The following is an 18,196-nucleotide window of genomic DNA, read 5'->3' on the forward strand; positions in this document are numbered from 1 at the left end:
CTACGGCTCCTATGCGATGGAACTGCTGATCAACGAGCTGCTCAAGAGCGGCGCGCGGCGCGAGTCGCTGCAGGCCAAGATCTTCGGCGGCGCCCAGGTGATGGCCAACTTCACGACCATGAACGTGGGCGAGCGCAACACCAAGTTCGTGGTGGACTACCTGCAGACCGAGCGCATCCCGCTGCTGTCGCAGGACGTGCTGGACATCTACCCGCGCAAGGTCTGCTTCTTCCCGGTGACGGGCAAGGCCATGGTCAAGCGGCTGGCCCATGCGCATCCGGAGCAGATCGAGATCCACGAGAAGAACGGCAATGCCGCCACCGTGGCCAAGTCCAACGCCGGCGGTTCCGTGGACCTGTTCTGAGATGGCCAAGATCCGTGTCCTCGTGGTGGACGATTCGGCGCTGGTGCGCAGCCTGCTGGCGGAGATCATCAACCGCCAGCACGACATGACCTGCGTCGGCGCGGCCAACGATCCGCTGGTGGCGCGCGAGATGATCCGTGAGCTCAACCCCGACGTCATCACGCTGGATGTGGAGATGCCGCGCATGGATGGGCTGGAGTTCCTCTCGCGCCTGATGCGCCTGCGGCCCATGCCGGTGGTGATGGTGTCCACGCTGACCGAACAGGGCGCCGAGATCACACTGCGCGCGCTCGAGATGGGCGCGATCGATTTCGTGGCCAAACCGCGCATCGGCGTGAGCCAGGGCCTGAACGAACTGGCCGGCGACATCGTGGACAAGATCCGCGTCGCCGCCGCGGCGCAGGTGCGCCGCCTGGCGGCGCCCGCCCCGGCGGCGGCGCCCGCGGCCCATGCCTCGGCCTTGGCGGCGCGCCCCGCTGCGCCACTGCCGCGCGTGTCCACCGAGAAGATCATCTGCATCGGCGCCTCCACCGGCGGCACCGAGGCCATCCGCGAGGTGCTGGTGCCCATGCCCGCCGACGCGCCGGCCATCGTCATCACCCAGCACATGCCCCCCGGCTTCACCACCAGCTTCGCGACGCGGCTCGACGGCCTGTGCAAGATCCGCGTGGCCGAGGCGCGCGACGGGCAGCGCATCCTGCCCGGACACGCCTACATCGCGCCGGGCGGGCGCCACCTGCGCATCGACCGCAGCGGCTCCAACTACGTGGCCGTGGTGGAGGACACCGAACCCGTGAACCGCCACCGGCCTTCGGTGGAGGTGCTGTTCAAGTCGGCCGCGCGCGTGATCGGACCCAACGCCATCGGCATCATGCTCACCGGCATGGGCGCCGACGGCGCCAGCGCCATGCGCGAGATGAAGGACGCCGGCAGCTACAACTACGTGCAGGACGAGGCGAGCTGCGTGGTGTTCGGTATGCCGCGCGTGGCCATCCAGCACGGCGCGGCGCACGAGGTGCTGCCGCTCACGCAGATCGCTCCGGCGGTGTTGGCCCGCCTCGCGAACGCGCCGGCCGGCGTGCGGCACCGCATCTGATCGCAACCCCAGCCTGGAGCTGCCATGACCCTGATCGCCCGCCTGCGGCACCTCTCGCGCCGCGCCTTGCTCGGCCTGGGCCTGGCGCTGACCACCCTTTCCCCGCTCGCGGTCGCCGCGGATCTGTCCACGCCCCAGGGCCGCGTGATCCTCACCATCAGCGGCCAGGTCGATCAGCCCAACAACGGCAAGAACGCGGTGTTCGACATGGCCATGCTCGAGGCGCTGCCCCAGCACAGCTTCACCACGCACACGCCCTGGTTCGACCGGCCGATCAAGTTCACCGGTCCGCGGCTGAGCGACCTGCTCGCCGCCGTGAAAGCAAAGGGAAAAATCATCCACGCCAGCGCCATCAACGACTACACCATCACCATTCCCATGGACGACGCCCGGGCCCATGGAGTGATCGTGGCGCGACTGCTCGACGACAAGCCCATGGCCGTGCGAGACAAGGGGCCACTGTTCGTGATCTACCCCTTCGACACCAAGGCCGAACTGCGCAACTCCGTCTACTACGAGCGGTCGATATGGCAACTCAAGCACATGCGCATCGAGTAAGCGAAGGCCCGCAGGGCTTCGCCGGCTGGAATCCGCGGCGCTGGGCCCTGATGATCGCGGCGCTGTTGGTGGTGACGCTCACGCCCCTGGGTTTCATCCAGTGGCGCCAGTGGCAGATGCTGCATGACGCGGAGCGGCTGCAGGTCGACTCGATCATGTGGCAGGCCTACCAGCTCGAACGGGAACTCTCCCGCTTCGACGACGCGCTCGACGAAGCGATCCACGAGGCACTCCACCAGGCGCCGGCCATCCAGGCCGACGAGCTGGCTGAACGCTACGAAGTCTTCCTCAGCCGCGTCAAGCTGCTCACCGACATTCCGCGCCGCGACCTGCTCGATGCCTGGACCGGCTTCGCGCCGCTGCTGCGGGAGATCGATGCCGTGGAGCGGATGGCGACACCGCTGCTGGCGCAGCCCCAGCGCCTGCTGGACCGGCTCGACGAACTCAAGGCACTGGACCGGCAGGTGGACGTGCTCCACCCCAAACTGGCCGAACTCACGCGCGAGGCCAACCGCGCCGTGGCGCGCTTCGTGGACGAACGCAACCAGCAGTTGCGCCAGCAAAGCCTGCTGCTCATCGGCTTGGCCGCGGTGCAGGTCGGCGTCATGCTGCTGTTCGTGGCCCTGCTGGTACGCCACATCCGCGAGCAGTCCCGGCAATACGCCAATCTGCAGTGCCTGAGCGAGGAACTGACCACCGCGCGCGACCAGGCCGAGGCCGCCAACCAGGCCAAGAGCATGTTCCTGGCCAACATGAGCCATGAGATCCGCACGCCGTTCCAGGGCGTGCTGGGCATGCTCAAGTTGCTGGAAGACACACGCCTGACCAGCCAGCAGCGCGACTTCGTGCAGACGGCGGCCCATTCGGCGCAGCACCTGCTGAGCGTGGTCAACGACATCCTCGATGCCTCCACCATCGAGTCCGGCACGCTCAAGCTCTCGCCTGCCGTCGTGAACCTGCCGGCCGTCGCCCACGAGGTGGTGAGCCTGCTCGAGCCGCTGGCGCGAGAGAAGGGCGTGGGCCTGAGCTGCCTGTGCGACGAACACCTGCCCGCCTGGGTGCAGGCCGATGGCACGCGCGTGCGTCAGATCCTGCTCAACCTCCTCAACAACGCCGTGAAGTTCACGGCGCAAGGCAGCATCGAAGCCATTCTCGAGCCCGATCCTTCCCTGCCCGACGGCATCCGCATGACCGTGCAGGACACCGGCATCGGCATGGACGAGGCCACCATGGCCCAGCTGTTCACGCGCTTTTACCAGGCCGACAACTCGCTGCGCCGCCGCGTGGGCGGCACGGGCCTCGGTCTGGAAATCTCGCGCACGCTGGCGCGCATGATGGGGGGCGACATCACGGTCACGAGCACCCCTGGCAAAGGCTCGGTGTTCGTCGTCACGTTGAGCCTGCCGCGCGCCGAGACGCCCGCCACCACCGCGTCGCGTGCGCTGCTCGAAGAAGACGAGGCCTGGGAACGCCGGCGCGGCGCGCCGATGCGCCACTTGCGCCTGCTGGTGGCCGAGGACCACCCGGTCAATCTCAAGTACCTCAACCTGCTGCTCGAGCGCATGGGCCACGAGGCGATGTTCTGCGAGAACGGCTTCGAGGCCCTGCAGCTGCTGCACCGCGAGCGCTTCGACGCGGTGGTGCTCGACTACCACATGCCGGTGCTCGATGGCATCGCCACCACGCGCGAGATCCGCGCCCTGTCGGGCGAAGTGGGCCGCATCCCCGTCATCATGGTGACGGCCGACGTGGTCAACGACACGCGCAAGCTCGCCACCGAGGCCGGCGTCACGCAGTTCGCGCCCAAGCCGCTGCAGGAGGCCGACCTGCGGCGCGCGCTGCGCCGCTGCGGCCTGTTCGGGGAATCCGGCGACACCCAGCCCGCGCCCTTGCAGGGCCTGCCCCGCTCGTTGACCCGTGCACCGCACGAGTTGATCGATGCGGACATCCACGGCCAACTCGCCGCCATGATGCCCCGCGAGACGCTGCTGGAGTTGCTGGACATGCTGTTCGAAGGGACCGAGGCGACCGTGCCCGAGCTCCTGGCGGCGCTGGCATCGGACGATGTGGCGCAGATCGTCTACCACGCGCACCGGCTCAAGGGATCCTCGATGTTGCTGGGCTTCAAGGCCCTGGCCAATGTGGCAGCGCGCATCGAGAAGGCTGGAACGACCGGCGACGTGAGCGCACTGGAACCCTTGCGCGACGCACTGCGCGACGACGTGCGCGACACGCTGAGGGCCTTGCCCGCTTTCGCGCAGGCGAATCCGGAAGGTGCCCTGGCCGGTTGACCGGCGCGATCCCGCCCGAAGCGGCCCCGGCCTCACGGGCGCGCCGGGACATTCCTGCGGTCAGACCCGCCGGTTCACGTGGCTGCCCGCGGGGTCGCGCGCCACGGCCGGGCCTTCGTACACATCGAGCGATTTCGATCGGGCCGTGTTCACGGCCTCCTGCGCGCGGGCGGCCTCGGCCTCGCGCTGCAGCGCCTGGTCGACCACGCTCGCACTCGCGTCCCACACCTGGCGCAGGGTCTGGCGCAGTTGTTCCACGGTCTCGCGCTGCGCCTCCTGACGCTGGCGAAGGCGTTCCAGCTCCTGGGCGCGCAATTCCACCTCGGCCTGGCGCTGCAGGGCCAGGTCGGCGGCCTTTCGCACGGGCTCGCCGGGCGCGGTGTCCACCGTCGGACGCGCCGAGGCTTGCGGCGACTGCCGGCCAGACCCGTGTTCCAGGCTGGACCGGGTGTCGCGCGCGGCCGGCGCCGCCGGTGCCACCGCCACCACGGCGGGCACGGCAGCGGCCACGGGCGCGGCCGTGGAGGACCAGGAAACGGAAGAAGTCGGGTTGGACGGGATCATGGGCACCCCCAATGATGTCGGTCGCCAGGCAGGGACAAGCCGGGCGTTCTGAGTTCCCTATCGGCCGAATTGGGGGGGACTTGAGCGGCTTTTCGGGGGATTGGGGCGCCGCGACGGGCGGTTCGCGGCGGGCCGGGCGGAGGATCAGTCCCCCACCCGCACCACCGTCACCGGCACGCGCGCGTTCTGCACCAGATCGAGCGTGACCGAGCCCAGCACGCGGTCGGCCAGGCCCGGCGCGTCGGCGCCCACCACGATGATGTCCACGCCGTGGCGATCGGCCAGGTCGAGCAGGGCCGGGCCCACCTCACCCTGGTGCACCACCTCCACCTCGGCGCCCACGCCGGCGGCATTGAGCAGTTGCAGCGCGGGCTTGAGCAGTTCGCGCCCGGCCTCTTCGGCCACGCGGTCGAGCACCGCCGGGTCGCGCGCCAACACCAGCTCGTAGAGGTTGGCGCTGGCCTGCACGTTGGCCAGCACGCAGCGCGCGCGCAGACCGGTGCCCACCAGCGCCAGCACGTGCCGCACGGCGGCCATGGACGCTTTCGTTCCGTCGATGGGGATCAGGATGCGCAACATGGCCGACTCCTTGTGTTTCCCTGCATCGTAGGCCTTCCCGCGGTCGCGGTCATCCCGGCAGGGGCCGTGTTCACGATGGAAATTCCAGGAAGAAGATGGTGCCCTGGCCGGGCACGCTTTCGGCCCACACGCGGCCGCCCATGCGCTGCACGGCCTTGGCCACCAGGGCCAGGCCGACGCCGGTGCCGGGGTAGTCTTCCGCGCGCTGCAGGCGCTGGAAGATGCCGAAGATGCGGTCGTGGTACTTCATGTCGAAGCCCACGCCGTGGTCGCGCACCCAGACCCGCTGGCCCTCGGCGGACAGCCCGGCGCCGATCTCGATGCGCGGCGACTGCCCCGGGTGGGCGAACTTCAGGGCATTGCCCACCAGGTTGCGCAGCACGACGGACATTCCCTCGCGGTCCAGGCGCAGACGCAATGGCGCCAGCGCGAGCCTGACCTCGGCGCGGCTGCGGTCGATGTCGGCGCCGAATTCGTCGAGCACGCGCTGCACGGTGGCTTTCAGGTCCAGCGGCTGCAGGTCCATGGCGCGGCGCTCCATGCGCGAGTAGTCGAGCAGGTCGTTGATGAGGTTGCCCATCTGCTGCACGCCGCGGCGGATGCGCTTGACGAAACCCCGCGCCTCGTCGCCCAGCGCGGGGCCGGCCTCTTCCTCCAGCAACTGGCTGTAGCCGTCGATGCCGCGCAGCGGCGCCTTGAGGTCGTGCGACACGGTGTAGCTGAAGGCCTCCAGCTCGCGGTTGGCGGCGCTGAGCTGCTCGGTGCGCTCGCGCACGCGGTGCTCCAGTTCGGCGTTGGTGCGCTGCAGGGCCAGTTGGGCCTGTTTGAGCGCGGTGATGTCCAGCAGCGTGCCGGCGTAGCGCCAGGCGCCCTCGGGGCCACGGTGGCGCTCCACGCTGGCGCGGAACCAGCGTTCCTCGCCCAGTTCCGGGTGGCGGCGGAACTCGGCATGCGCCACGCCCTCCCCGGCGGCCGAGAAGTGCATGAAGCCCTGGACCTGGCTGCGGTCGCCGGGGTGCAGGCAATCGAGGTAGCCCGCGAGCGTGGGCGGCGGGCCCAGCGCCGGGTCGCGCCCGATGTTGTGGAACATCTGCTCGGACCACCAGACGCGCCCGTCGGCCATGTCGAAGCGCCAGCTGCCCAGGCCGGCCAGGCCCTCGGCCTGCTCCAGCAGGCTTTTCTGCTCGCGCAGCGCCAGTTGCGCCTCCTTCTGCGCGGTGATGTCGAGCAGGATGCCGCCCATGGTGTCCATGCTGCCGTCGGGGCGCAGCTTGATCGAGGTGCGGTCCTCGATCCAGACCCAGCGCCCGTCGGCGCGGCGCAGCCGGTATTCCTGCCGGTACTCGGTGATCCCGGCGGCCAGGTGCGTGTCGATCTCGGCGTTCATGCGCTGCAGGTCGTCGGGGTGCACGAGGTCGTCCCAGTCGATGTCGCCGCGCAGCAGCGCCTCGGCCTGGTGGCCCCACTGCGCCACCGTGGGGCTGAGGTAGGTCATGGGCCAACCGGGCACGTTGGTCCATTCGATCACCACGGCGGGTGAGCGGTCGACCAGTGCGCCCAGGTGCTGCAGGCGCCGCTGGTTTTCCTGCAGGCGCTCGGCCATGCGGTCGGCCGCGCGGCCGATGAGGGCCAGTTCGTCGAAGCCCTGCAGGCCGGTGCGCACCTGCAGGCGGCCTTCGCCCATGTCGGTGAGCGCGCGGGCCAGGTGCTCGGCGCGGCGGAACCACACGAAGTGCAGCACCAGCCCGAGCACACCGGCCAGTGCCAGCAGCAGCACCGTCTCGCGCAGCATCTCCTGGCGCAGCAACGCGTGGCGCTGCGCCAGCGGCACCGTGATGTCGACCACCACGACCAGGCGGCGGCCGTTGCTCAGGGGCACCGCGCCCACGAGTTCGTTGCTGCCGGCGCGCTGGCGCGGCACGATGGCCAGCGGGTCCAGCGCGCCACGGGGCAGCGTGTCGAGGTAGGCGAACTCGGGGTGCCGGGCCGCCACCTCGGCGAAGTCGCGGCCGATATCCGAGCGCGTGAGCGAGGCCTGCACCCGCCCGCCCGGCTGCAGCAGGAAGGCCGCGCGCATGCCCTTGTACAGGCCCATGCCGCCGATCACCCCGCGCACGAAGGACAGGCTGGACGGATCGGCCTGCAGGTTCAGGCGGCTCTGTTCCACGGTGAGGCGCTCGCGCAGCCGGCGCGTCTCGGCCTCCGTTACTTCGGCGTCGAGCTGGCGCACGCCGATAACGTACTTGGTGCCCGCGGTCAGCAGCGCGAACAGCGCCAGCAGCAGGGGCACGAGCCAGCGGCCCGGTGGCACCCAGCGGCCGGCCGGCCCGATCATGAATGCCCCGGCGCGCCGAGCACGCGCTTGAGGGCCGAGGTCTCCACCAGGTCCGCGAGCAGGGGCATGCGCCGCAACAGGCCGACGTCCATGAGCGCGCCACCGACCGCGCGCGCCTTGGCGTCGAGTTCGACCGAGGGCCCGGTGAGCTGGCGCAGCGAGGTCTGCAGGTTCATGAACTCCACGTCCTTGAACACCCCCACGTAGTCGATGGTGCTCAGCTCGGTGCCGCGGGCGAGCGTGGCGGCCGCGCGCGAGCTGTCGGCGCGCAGCGCCCGCAAGCCTTCGTCCCAGGCCCGCAGCAGTTCGTCCACCGCCTCGGGCCGTTCGCGCAGCACCTCGGTGCGCACCACCAGCACGTCGACCACCTCGCCCGGAATGCCGCGGCTGCTGAAGATGGGCTGGAAGCCCGCGGCGATCAGGGGCGCCGAGACCGGCGCGTAACTCACCGCCGCGGCCACGCGGCCATCGCGCAAGGCGTCGAGGTGGCCGCCCACCTCCAGGTTCACCACCCGGATGTCGGCGCGCGTGAGCCCGGTCTTGCCCAGCAGGCGCTGCAGCATGAGCGCGCCGCCCGAGCTGTCCTCCACCGCCACGAGTTCACCGCGCAGGTCGCGCGGCGAGCGGATGTCGGGACGCGCCACCACCACGTCGGCGCCGTGCGAGGCGGCCAGCAGGGCCACGATGCGCAGGTCGAAGCCGGCGTCGACCAGGCGCAGGGTCTCGTCCAGCGTGATCGCCGCGGCGTCGAGCAGGCCGTTGTTGAGCGCGCGCTGGACCTCGGTGCCCGAGGCCAGCTCCACCACCTTCACGTGGCCCGGGTCCACCAGACCCTGGTCATGCGCGAGGACCAGTGGATCGAAGCCGACCCAGGCGTTCATGCCCACGGCCAGCGGCGCTTGCGGCACCTCGGCGCAACCGGTCAGCGCCACGAGCAGCGCGAAACAACCGGCGCGCCACCAGCGCGCCGGCCAGGTTCCTGCAAGTCGGCCACCCTGTTCGTTCATGCCCCGATTCCGTGTCTGTCCGGATTGTCGGTCGAATCTGTCACTTTTTGAAACAAAAATCAGGCGTGCAGCGGCAGCAGCACCTCGAACACCACGCCCTGCTCCACGTTGGAGCGCACGCCGATGGCGCCGCCGTGCGCCTCGGCGATCTGGCGCGCCACCGCCAGGCCCAGGCCCGTGCCTTCGTATTCGCTCTTGAGGTTCAGGCGCTGGAAGGGCTGGAACAGGCGGCTCACGTGCTCGGGCGCGATGCCGATGCCGTTGTCACTGACGGACACCTTCACCCGGCCGTCCTGCACGCAGGCGCTCACGCGCACCTGGGGCGTGCGGTTGCGCGGCACGAACTTCAGCGCGTTGGTGAGCAGATTCTGGAACAGCAGCGAGAGCAGGCTGGCCTGGCCCCGCACCACCGGCAGCGGGTCGATGCGCAGTTCGGCCCCGGTCTCGGCGATGCGCGCGGCCAGCGCGTCGCGCAGCTCGGCCATCACGCGGTCCAGCGGCACCGGCGCGGGCTCGTCGGTCTCGCCGGCCTGCAGCCGGGCGTAGCGCACCACGTCGTCCAGCAGGGTGCGCATGCGCGCGCTGGCGCGCAGCACCAGGCGCATGTAGCGCTGCGCGTCCGGCGGCAGTTGCGCGCCGTGGTCCTCGTCGATCAGGCCCACGAACTGCGCGATGGTGTTGAGCGGCTCGCGCAGGTCGTGCGAGGCGATGCGCACGAACTGCACCAGGCTTTCGTTGGCCAGGCGCAGCTCGTCGGCGGTGCGCTGCAGGCGGGCGTGGCTGTCGCTCAGGTCCTCCTGTGCCACCGCGAGGTTCTGGCGGTCGGTGGCGGACATCTGCTTGAGCTGGTCCTTGGCCTGCTTCAGGCGAAGCTGGGTGCGCACACGCGCCTGCACCACGGGCGGGTGGATGGGCTTGGCAATGAAGTCGGCCGCGCCGCGGTCCAGGCCGGCCTGCTCGAAATCGGCCTCGGCGTGGCTGGTGACCATGATCACCGGCAAGTCGGCCAGGGCGGGGTTGGCCTTGATGGCGTCGAGCACGTCGAAGCCCGAGAGGCCGGGCATCTGCGCGTCGAGCAGCACGATGTCGGGCACGGCGCTGGCGATGCGCTCGAGCGCGTCCTGGCCGTGCATGGCGAAGCGCAACCGGCCCAGGGGCCGCAGCGCCTTGGCCAGCACCTGGACCATGCCCGGGTCGTCGTCGACGATGAGGATGTCGGGCAGCACGGCGTCGATCAGGTCGGGGCCGGTCATGGGGTGAGTTCCTGCTGCAGCAGCCCGGCGGCGGCCGCGAAGTCGAGCGCGCCAATGTGGTTTTCCAGTTCGCTGGCTCGCGTCTCGCCCAGGCGGCGGCGCAGCGCGGCGCCGTGGGTGTCGAACAGGCTCAGGGCGTCGAGGTCGTGGCGCGCCAGCAGCTCGTGCAGGCGGCGCAGCGCCTCGTCGCTGGCGGGCGGCTCGGTGCCGACGGTGACCGCGCCACCGCTGGCCTGGGCCAGCCAGCCGGCCGCGGCCAGTTGCAGGCGGCGCAGGCTGGCCTGCAGGTCCCGCCAGGGCGGCTGCAGGGCCTGAACCGGTTGCCCGTCGCGCAAGCCGTTCTCCACCACGCCGGACTGGCGGTGCAGCACCACGGCGTCGATCAGGCCGGCGGCACCGCGCAGCTTGTGCACGCGCGCGGCCAGTTGCTGGCGCGTGGCCGGGTCCAGCGCGGCGGGCAGCGCTTCCTCGGCCAGCGGCGCGAACTCGTCGAACAGGCGGCGCAGGCTTCGGCGCAACAGCGCCACGTCGCCACCCAGCCGGCGGCGCGCCTGGGCGGCGTCGATGCCATCGATCTCGGGCCAGTCGTCGGGCGGCGCGGCGGGCAGCTCGTCGATCAGGGGTGCGGGGGCCGTGACCACGCCACGGCGGGCCAGCGCCTGCACCGTGACCTCGAGCAACTGGTCGGGATCGATCGGCTTGGTGAGGAAGTGGTCCATGCCGGCGTCCAGCGCGCGGCGCCGCTCCTCGGCCAGCGCGCCTGCCGTCAGGGCCACCACCGGCAAATGGCACAGCGCCTCGTCGGCGCGCAGTTCGCGCGTGGCCTGCAGGCCGTCCATCTCGGGCATCTGCACGTCCATGAGCACCACGTCGAAGTGCGGTCCGTCGCGCAGCAGGGCCAGGGCCTCGCGGCCGTTGCTGGCCAGGAAGACGTGCGCGCCTTCGCGCTGCAGCATGTGCTGCGCGATCTCCTGATTGATCTCGCTGTCGTCCACCACCAGCACGCGCGTGCCCGCCAGTCGCCGCGCCGACGCGGGCGCCGTCTGGCGCTGCGCGTCGAGCACGCGCCGGCTGTGCCCGTGGCGCGCCACCACGCCCTGGTTGACGGCGTTGAACAGCACCGAGGCGTTGACCGGCTTGGTGAGGATGTCGTCGGCCAGGCGCAGGTGGTCCTCGCGCGCGACGCGCTCGCGGTCGCTGGCCGAGACCATCAGCGCGGCGGGCATGCGCAGCAGGCCGTGGCGCTCGGCCAGCGCGGCCAGCGACTGCAGGCCGTTCATGCCGGGCAGTTGCCAGTCGACCAGCATGGCATCGGGCAGCGGCAGGCCGGCGGACAGGCGCTGGTCGATCCAGGCGAGCATGGCCTCGCCCGATTCGCAGGCCTCCGTGCGCCAGCCGAAGGCGCGCGCCATGTCGACCAGCGCCTGGCGCTCGGTGGGCACGTCGTCGATGACGAGCACCTCCAGCGCGCCGCTGGGCGCGGTCAGGGGCTCGGGGGCCGCGGCCTCGCGCAGGTTCACCTCGAACCAGAACAGGCTGCCTTCGCCGGGCGCGCTTTCCACCCCCAGGCGCCCGCCCATGATCTCGACCAGGTGGCGCACGATGGACAGGCCCAGCCCGGTGCCACCGTGGCGGCGCGAGGTGGAGGCGTCGGCCTGCGAGAACGGCATGAACAGGCGCGCCTGCACTTCGGGTGCGATGCCCTCGCCGCTGTCGCGCACCTCGCCGCGCAGGCGCACGGTGTCGCCGTCGCGCGAGAGCAGGTCCAGGCTGACGTCGACCGCGCCCTGGGCGGTGAACTTCAGCGCGTTGCCCAGCAGGTTGGTGAACACCTGGCGCAATCGCAGCGCGTCGCCGCGCACCTGGCGCGGCAGCTCGGGCCCGACGTGCACGCCGAGCGCCAGCCGCTTGGCCTCGGCCTGCTGGCGGAACACGGCGTCCAGTTCGGCCAGCAGCAGGGCCGGTTCGAAGGGCGCGTCCTCCAGGGTGAAGGCGCCGGCCTCGATCTTGGCCAGGTCGAGCACGTCGTTGACGATGCCCAGCAGCGACTGGCTGGCCATCTGCGACTTCGACAGCAGTTGCTGTTGGCGCACCGTGAGCGGCGTGTCGCCCAGCAGGTGCGACAGGCCGATGACGGCGTGCAGCGGCGTGCGGATCTCGTGGCTCATGTTGGCCAGGAACTCGCCCTTGGCGCGGGACGCGGCCTCGGCGGCCTCGGTGGCGTGCACGAGGTCGGTGATGTCGATGCAGAAGCCGGCGAGGTGGCCATCGGGCATGCGGTTCTCGATCATGCGCACCACGCGCCCGCTGCGCAGGCGCTGGATGAAGACGCTGTTGCCCGCGCGGTGCTGGGCCAGGCGCTGCGCCACCCAGCCCTCGATGTCCGCGCCCGTGTCCAGGATCTGCCCGCGCTGGAAGCTGGTGCGGATGATGGTTTCGAACGGGGTGCCGGGTGTCAGCAGATCGGCCACGTGCGCGAACAGGCGGCGGTATTTCTCGTTGCACAGCAGCAGCCGGTCGTCGGGGTCGTACAGCACGAAGGCCTCGTCCACCGAATCGATGGCACCGCGCAGGAGGGCCTCGCTGCGCGCCACGCTTTGCTCGGCGCGCTTGCGCTCCGACATGTCCATGTAGGTGGTGACGAAGCCGCCGCCCGGCATGGGCGTGCCGCGCACCTCCAGTGGCGTGCCGTCGGGACGCACGCGCTCGAAACGGTGCGGCGTGGGGCTGCGCGCGTTGGCCAGCATGCGCTCGATGGTCGGCTCGACGTCGATGCCGCCGTACTCGCCGCGCCGCGCGTTGAAGCGCAGGATGTCCTCGAACGACGGCACCCCACGCGCGAACAATGCGTCGAGTTCCAGCAAGCGCACGAACTCGCTGTTCCAGGCCACCAGCCGCAGCTCGGCATCAAAGGCGCTGATGGCGCAGGGCATGTTCTCCAGGATGCTGTGCTGCAGCGCGTTCACGCGCATCAGCTCGGCCTGCATGAGGTGGCGGTCGGTCACGTCCTGCATGGCGCCGACGATCTGCAGCACCTTGCCGTCGAAGTCCTGCACCGGCTCGCCGACCACGCGCACGCGCAGCTCGCGGCCCTTGGCGGAACGGAACGGCAGCTCGATGTCGAAGGGTTCGGCGCGCTTGCGCGCAGCGCGCAGCGCCTCGCGCAGCTCGCGCTTGGCCTCGCCCTCGTAGAAGCTCAGCGGCGTGACCGGGTCGAGCGCGAATTCGATGCCGACCTCGTGGATGGCGTACATCTGCGGCGTCCACACCACGGTGCCGTCGGTGGTGTCGAACTGCCAGCCGCCCACGCCGGCCACGCGGCCCGTGCGGTTGAGCAGCGCCTCGCTGGCGGCCAGGCGCTGCTGCGCTTCCTTGGCGGCGGTGATGTCGCGGTGCGTGCCATACATCCACAGCGGCTCGCCTTCTTCCGTCCAGCTGTTCACGCGCCCACGGTCCAGTATCCACACCCAGTGCCCGCCGCGGTGGCGCATGCGCAGCTCGCATTCGTACTGCGCGTTGTCACCCAGGAAGTGGCGGCGCAGCGTATCTCGCGAGCGCTCCATGTCGTCGGGGTGCAGCAGCGACTCCCAGGCACCCGGTCCCATCGCGGTGAGCTCGTCGAGCGTGAGGCCGAGCATCTCGGCGTAGCGCGCGTTGTACAGGCGCTCACCGGTCTGGATGTTCCATTCCCAGGTGCCGGCGTTGGTGCCGCGCAGGATGTTCTGCAGCCGCTCGCGCTCGCGCGAGAGGCTGGCGGTGCGCTCGCGCACGAGCTGTTCCAGGCTGGTGTTGAGTTCCACCACCTCGCGCTGCGCCGCGCGCTCGTCGGTGATGTCGCGCACGATGGCCGCGGTGCCCACCGGTTCGCCGCCGGCGTCGAGGATGGGCGAGAGCGTGATGGACACCTCCACGCGCTGGCCGCTGCGCGTGCGCAGCCAGCGCTCCATGCGCGGCGTCTCGCCGGCGCCGTCCTCGCCCTGGGCCAGCACCTGCGCGCCCTCGTCGTCGGTGGGCACCAGCAGCGTCTCGATGGTCTGGCCGGCGGCCTCGTCGGCGCTGTAGCCGAAGAGCGCCTGCGCGCCCCGGTTCCACGAGGTCACGCGGCCCTCCGGGTCAAGGCCGATGATGGCGTCGCGCGTCTGCTCGACGATGGCCGCCAGGCGCAGGCGCTGGCGCCGCACCTCGTCGCGCCGGCTGCCGTTGACCCAGTAGAGGTAGATGACGGCCAGGCTGGTCAAGAGAGCCAGCAGCACCAGCGGCAACTGCCGCACCACCGCCGCGCGGGCGAGCGCGGCCACGTGGTCCTGCGGCATCACCACCAGGAAGCGCAGCAGGCCGACATCGGTGTCGGGGTTGCCGCGCAGCTCGGCCTGGCCCACCAGGGCCAGGCCCTGCGGGCCCTGCCAGCGCGGCGGGCCGCCGGCGCGGTAAGGGTCGACGGGCAGGTACTCGTCCTGCCAGCGCTGGCGTGGGCCGATGTCGAAGCCGTACTCGCGCTCGCGCTGCGGGTGGCGCAGGTAGTCGCCAGCGGCGTTGGTGAGCACGAAGAAGGCGCCCGGCGGCGAGCGCGTGGGGAACTGCACCACCGCGCGCTCGAGATCGACGTGCACCACCACCAAGCCGAAGAGCTGGCCGCGCGAATCGAACACCGGCGTGGCGTAGCGTGCCACCGCGCGGCGCGGCGTCACCACCACGCCGTTCTCGCGCTGCAGCACCATGTCGTGCACGAAGACCAGGCCTGGTGCGGCCCAGCGCGTGTCGCCCACGTCGCGCGGATCGAGCGCCATCGCCAGCCGCTCGGGCGGCACCGTTTCCACGTTCGGGCCATTGCGCTCCACGCGCACCAGTTCGCGCCCGTGGGCCCCGGTCATGAGCAGGCTCACCCGGAACACGTCGGCGGTGGTGCCGAGGTAGCCGGCGAAGGTCTGCTGCAGCCGCGCGGTCCACTGCGCCTCGGTGGACGCATCCTCGGGATCGACGCCGCCGTTTTCCAGGGCGCGCACGAGACCCTGCACGGGCGGCGTGCCGCCCAGGAACTGCACCGACTTGCGGCGGAAACCGCGCTGCGACTGCGTGCTGTCGGCAAAGCTCCTCGCCGCCGCATCCAGCTCGCGCTGCGATTGCTCCATGGCCTGGTTGAAGTCGGCGTGGTAGCTCACCGCCAGGCTGACCACGGCCAGCACGGCGCCAATGACGGCGCCACGGCGCAGCAGCGGGCTGCGCAGGAAGTCCAGCGGGCCCTGCGGCGCGCGGGCGGCCCGCCCGGGCGCGGCGATCCAGGCCGCCGCCAGGCGCGAGCGCCGCGCCAGCATCACCACGCCGGCGAGCGCCAGGCCCGCCAGGCCGACGAGGGCCGCCGCCCCCAGCGGCGTGGGACCGGGCAGGTGGTCGAACAGGGTGCGCGTGGCCTGCAGGCGCAAGGTCCAGTCGCGGCCATGGGCCGACAGGGCGGCGTCCGCGCCGGCGATCACGGGGCCGCCGGACGGGTCGCGCCCGTCGAACAGCACGAAGGAGCCGTCACCGAGCGTGACCGCGATCTCGCGCGGCGGCGGCACGATGTCGGCCAGCAGTTCCTCGGCGATCAAGGGCGCCACGACCCAGCCGATCGTGTCGCGCCAGCGCCGCTCGCCGCCGGGGCCCGGGTCGGTGCTGCGGTACACGGGCAACAGGAACAGCAGACCGCCGCCCGGCTGGCCGCTGGCCTGCGCCAGGGTGAGCGGTGCGCTCAGTTGCGCGCGGCCTTCGCGCGCCGCGGCCTGCGCGGCGGCGCGGCGCTGCGGCTCCGAGGCCAGGTCCAGGCCCACCGCGTGGGCGTTCTCGGCCAGCGGGAGGACGTAGTGCGTGACGTAGGCCTCGCCGGCGTTCGGGTCGATGGTCCGGATGTGGAAATCCGGCGGCCCTTCGGCGCGGGCGCGGGCCACGAAGGCGTCCCTGTCCGCCACGGCGACGCGGCGCACGAAACCGAAACCGTGCGCGCCGGGGAACTCGCGCAGCAGGTCGCGCGTGGACACGTAAGCCTCGAAGCCCCCGCGCGTGATCGCCTCGCCGCCCGCGGCCACGATGGCGCCGCGGGCGCCGCGCAGCCCGTATTCGATCTGGCGCAGGCGCTCCTGCAGTCGCTGGGTCAGCTGGGCGGACTCGGCCTGCAGGCGTTCCTGCGCGCGCTCGCTGCGCTCGGCGTGCGTCCAGCCGGCGGCGGCCGCCGCGCACAGCAGCACGCCGACGAACCACAACCCCCAAGACCAGCGGTGCGGCGCCTCTTGACCGACCTTGTCCAAAAACGATGTCCTTCGGGCCCTGCGGCCCCGTTGAGCGGCGATGTTTCACCCACGCGCACCGCACCGGCGGCGCACGCAGGGCATGCTAACGAGGGATCTCGGCGCGCGGCAGGGGAAATGAAGGGTTCGCCCGGGTTATTTGCCCGGCGGTGTGCGGTCGGGCACGCCTCAGGTGCCCTGGAGCACGGCGGCGGCTTCGGCCTTGCCCAGCGGCTTGGTCAGGTAGCCCTTGACGCTGCTGAAACTGCCGGCCCGGGCGCGGTCGGCCGGGTCGGACGAGGACGACAGCATGGCCACCACCGCACTGCCTCGGTGCGCGACCGGCAGCGCCTCGAAAGCCTCCAGGAAGGCGAAACCGTCCATCACGGGCATGTTGATGTCGAGCAGGATCAGGTCGACACCGTGGTCGGGCGAAGCGGCCAGGTGGTCCAGCGCGTCCTGGGCGCGCTCGAAGCCGAGCACCTCGCAAGGCACGCCACAGCGCTGCAGCGCCAGCCGGGTGAACAGCAAGTCGCTGTCGCTGTCATCGACCATCATCACGCGGCGAAACATCGGATCTCCAGGGAACGCACGAACGCAGAACAGCCGCAACTGTACGCGCGGCGTCAGGGCGGACACAAATGCGCCCGCCAACACCCCAGCGGTTCAGGAGGTCGAAATGGCCGCCAGGCGGCGCCGCGCCAGGCTCAAAGGGCCTCGGCGTGGGTGAGGGGCGCCACGGCGGGCCCGCCCTGTCGGGCCCCGTGCAGGATGCCCGCCAGGATCTGCGGCACCTCGTACAGCGCGCGGTTGTGGTGGGCATGCACCCGCTCGCGCCAGGCGGGCAGGTCGCCCAGCAGCTCGGCCACCGCCGGGGCCAGGCCGGCGGCGCTGCGGTAGGCCAGGCCCACGCCCCGCTCGCGAATCCAGGTGGCGTTGTAGCGCTCCTGCGGCATGGTCCAGGCGTTGTCGGACACCAGCACGGGCAGGCCGCGCTGCAGGGCCTCGCTCACGCTGCCGGGGCCGGGTTTGCCGATGAAGAAGTCGGCCAGGTCCATGTAGCGCGGCACGTCGGACGTGAAGCCCACGATGTGGCGCGGCGCGCGCGCGGGCAGCGCGGCCAGGGCCCGCGCCAGGGCCTGGTTGTGCCCGCACATGAGGATGAGCGGCACGTCGGGCAGGCGCCGCGCGATGCCCAGCATGGCGCGCGAGCCGTGGCCGCCGAACAGCACCAGGCCGGTGGGCTGGTGCGGGTCCAGGCCCAGGCGGGCGCGCTCGGCCGCGCGGTCGGCCACCGGTGGGCGGTAGAAGTCGGGCCGCAGGATCATGCCGCTGGTGGCGTGCACGCGCTGCGGCGCGTGGCCGGCCGCCAGGGCCTGCGCCCGCGCGCGCGGCGTGCCGCAGATGAGGTGCTGCGGCTGGCCGCGCTCGATCCAGAAGCGCGGCGGGTGGTCGGCCAGGTCGGTGAGCACGGTGGCGTAGGGCACGCCGGGGCGCGCCTGCGCCAGGCTCTGGAACAGCGCGCGGTTGAAGTTGGGGATGAGCGAGACCACCAGGTCGGGCCGGGTGGCGCGCCAGTGGGCGTGCAGCTTGCGCACCAGCGTCGGGTGCGTCAGGCGGATGAGCGCCTGCAGCAGCTTGAGCTCCTGCGACATGCCCAGGGTCCAGCCGCGCGCAAGGCGGCGGTTGTACCAGTCCTCCGGCGCGCTGCCGGTGAGGCGGCGAAAGTTCTGCGAGGGGTCGATCACCTCGAACAGGTTGACCAGGCGCACGTTCCAGGGCTGCTGCAGTTCGTTCAGCACGCCCTGCAGGGCCAGGGCGGAGGCGCGGTGGCCGCCGCCGGCATTGAAGTAGATGAGATCGACCTGGGTCATGGGCCTGCCGTGCGGTGG

11 protein-coding genes and 1 pseudogene are annotated in these 18,196 nt (G+C 71.5%); 4 read left to right on the top strand and 8 right to left on the bottom strand.

Annotation, left to right across the window (positions count from 1 at the left end; translation table 11 throughout):
- The 4 genes and pseudogenes from VLG41_RS10135 to VLG41_RS10150 form a co-directional block, all read left to right on the top strand.
- Positions 1-364: pseudogene (locus VLG41_RS10135) on the top strand (chemoreceptor glutamine deamidase CheD); the annotation flags it as partial.
- A gap of 1 nt (position 365) precedes the next feature.
- Positions 366-1,460: a chemotaxis response regulator protein-glutamate methylesterase gene (locus tag VLG41_RS10140; protein WP_325349271.1), complete on the top strand. Its 1,095-nt coding sequence runs from the start codon at positions 366-368 to the stop codon at positions 1,458-1,460.
- A 24-nt stretch (positions 1,461-1,484) separates the two neighbouring features.
- Positions 1,485-2,018, top strand: coding sequence for a molybdopterin-dependent oxidoreductase (locus tag VLG41_RS10145; RefSeq protein WP_325349272.1), 534 nt, complete (start codon positions 1,485-1,487; stop codon positions 2,016-2,018).
- On the top strand, positions 1,988-4,309 hold the full coding sequence (locus VLG41_RS10150; protein WP_325349273.1) for a hybrid sensor histidine kinase/response regulator: 2,322 nt from the start codon (positions 1,988-1,990) through the stop codon (positions 4,307-4,309). Before VLG41_RS10145 ends, VLG41_RS10150 begins: the two co-directional genes overlap by 31 nt.
- 60 nt (positions 4,310-4,369) lie before the next feature.
- Here VLG41_RS10150 and VLG41_RS10155 read toward each other — a convergent pair whose 3' ends face one another.
- The 8 genes from VLG41_RS10155 to VLG41_RS10190 all read right to left on the bottom strand — a co-directional run bounded on the left by VLG41_RS10155 (position 4,370) and on the right by VLG41_RS10190 (position 18,178).
- Entirely contained in the window at positions 4,370-4,873 is a 504-nt protein-coding gene (locus VLG41_RS10155) for a hypothetical protein (protein WP_325349274.1), read from the bottom strand.
- A 144-nt stretch (positions 4,874-5,017) separates the two neighbouring features.
- Entirely contained in the window at positions 5,018-5,452 is a 435-nt protein-coding gene (locus tag VLG41_RS10160) for a universal stress protein (protein WP_325349275.1), read from the bottom strand.
- Between the two features lie 70 nt (positions 5,453-5,522).
- Positions 5,523-7,787, bottom strand: a complete 2,265-nt coding sequence (locus VLG41_RS10165; protein WP_325349276.1) for a PAS domain-containing protein — start codon at positions 7,785-7,787, stop codon at positions 5,523-5,525.
- Positions 7,784-8,794, bottom strand: coding sequence for an ABC transporter substrate-binding protein (locus tag VLG41_RS10170; RefSeq protein ID WP_325349277.1), 1,011 nt, complete (start codon positions 8,792-8,794; stop codon positions 7,784-7,786). The genes VLG41_RS10165 and VLG41_RS10170 overlap by 4 nt, the downstream gene beginning before the upstream one ends.
- Positions 8,795-8,853: 59 nt before the next feature.
- Complete coding sequence (locus tag VLG41_RS10175) at positions 8,854-10,047, bottom strand: sensor histidine kinase (RefSeq protein ID WP_325349278.1); 1,194 nt, start codon at positions 10,045-10,047, stop codon at positions 8,854-8,856.
- Positions 10,044-16,325 (bottom strand): PAS-domain containing protein, encoded by a 6,282-nt coding sequence (locus VLG41_RS10180; protein WP_325349279.1) that lies wholly within the window; start codon positions 16,323-16,325, stop codon positions 10,044-10,046. Before VLG41_RS10180 ends, VLG41_RS10175 begins: the two co-directional genes overlap by 4 nt.
- Positions 16,326-16,493: 168 nt before the next feature.
- Positions 16,494-16,877, bottom strand: coding sequence for a response regulator (locus VLG41_RS10185; RefSeq protein ID WP_325349280.1), 384 nt, complete (start codon positions 16,875-16,877; stop codon positions 16,494-16,496).
- Between the two features lie 134 nt (positions 16,878-17,011).
- On the bottom strand, positions 17,012-18,178 hold the full coding sequence (locus VLG41_RS10190) for a galactosyldiacylglycerol synthase (RefSeq protein ID WP_325349281.1): 1,167 nt from the start codon (positions 18,176-18,178) through the stop codon (positions 17,012-17,014).
- Positions 18,179-18,196 lie beyond the last annotated feature (18 nt).

The sequence above is a fragment of the Hydrogenophaga sp. genome (assembly GCF_035481345.1).
GTDB lineage: Bacteria > Pseudomonadota > Gammaproteobacteria > Burkholderiales > Burkholderiaceae_C > Hydrogenophaga.